Annotated in this window: 1 protein-coding gene and 1 pseudogene; both read left to right on the top strand. The window is 75.3% G+C overall.

The window, feature by feature from the left end; translation table 11 throughout:
• A pseudogene (locus ACWGIG_RS38880) lies at positions 1-494 on the top strand (hypothetical protein); the annotation flags it as partial.
• Positions 491-1491: type VII secretion-associated serine protease mycosin (gene mycP, locus ACWGIG_RS38875; protein WP_453326438.1), on the top strand; the 1001-nt coding region annotated here is incomplete at its 3' end. The pseudogene ACWGIG_RS38880 and the gene mycP, both read left to right, overlap by 4 nt.

Below are 1491 nucleotides of genomic sequence, written 5' to 3'. Positions count from 1 at the left end.
GTACGAACGCCCTGGACCCGCTCCTCCTCAAGGCCCTCGGCCCCGTCGGCTGCGCCCGCCTGCTGCGCGCCACCTACACCGACGCCACCACCAGCAGCGTCACCACCGTCGGCATGGTCTTCACCCAGGCCGACGAGAGCGCGACGAACGCCCTGCGCGCCCGCTTCGCCCGCGAAAAGCTGGCGGAGCGCGCCGATCTGATGCCGCGTACGTTCCCGGTGCCCGGCACCGTCGCCGCCGGATTCGGCGACGGGCAGCGGGCCAGCTGGTCGATCAGTGTCCTCAGGGACGTGCCCGTCGTCGTGTACGCGGTATCCGGCTTCGCCGACGGACGCACCGTCACAGGGCCCCAGCCCGCCACGCTCGCCACCGCCGCGGGCGCGACCTCCACCCCCGCCCAGTCGGGCCTCGCGCACGAGGCCAAGGGCATCGCGGACCGTGTCGAGCGCGGGCTGCGCAAAACCGTCAACTCGGCCACGGAGCAACCCGGATGACCCCCCGACGACCGACCCCCCGCCGAGCGGGCGCCCGCCGCCGGGGCCCCCGAAGGCGTACCGCGACCGCTGCCACCACCGCCACGGCGTCCGCCCTCACCGTCGCCGCGCTCGTCGTCCTGCCGGTCCCCGCCGCGCACGCGGACACCATCCGCGACAAGCAGTGGGGCCTGGCCGCCCTGCACACGCAGGAGGCGTGGCGTACCACCAAGGGCGCGGGAATGACGGTCGCCGTCCTCGACACCGGCGTCGACGACCGCCACCCCGACCTGCGCGGCAACGTACTGAAGGGCAACGACCTCGTCGGCTTCGGCGCGCGGAGCGGCGACCGCTCGTGGGCCAGGCACGGCACCGCGATGGCGTCCATCATCGCGGGCCACGGACACGGCCCGGGCCGCGGTGACGGCGTGCTCGGCATCGCCCCCGAGGCGAAGATCCTGCCGGTCAGGGTCATCCTCGAAGGCGGCGACCCGGCCCGCGACAAGGCCCGCGAGTCCCGCGGCAACGCCCTCGCCAAGGGCATCCGCTGGGCCGTCGACCAGGGCGCCGACGTCATCAACCTCTCGCTCGGCGACGACAGCGAGTCCGCGCACCCGGAGGCCGAGGAGGACGCGGCCGTCCAGTACGCACTGGGCAAGGGCGTCGTCGTCGTCGCCTCCGCGGGCAACGGCGGCGAGAAGGGCGACCACATCTCCTACCCGGCCGCCTACCCCGGCGTCATCGCGGTGACGGCCGTCGACGAGGCCGGCACGCACGCCTCCTTCTCCACCCGGCGGTGGTACGCGACCGTGGCCGCGCCCGGCGACGACATCGTGATCGCGGACCCCGACCGCAGCTACTACGAGGGCTGGGGCACGAGCGCGGCGGCGGCCTTCGCGTCGGGCGCGGTGGCCCTGGTCCGGGCCGCCCACCCGGACCTGCCCCCCGCGGAGATCAAACGCCTCCTGGCGAAGACGGCGCGGGACGCCCCGCAGGGCGGCCGGGACGACTCCCGGGG

It is taken from the genome of Streptomyces sp. NPDC054863 (assembly GCF_053610825.1).
This window is presented reverse-complemented; position numbering and strand designations above follow the sequence as displayed.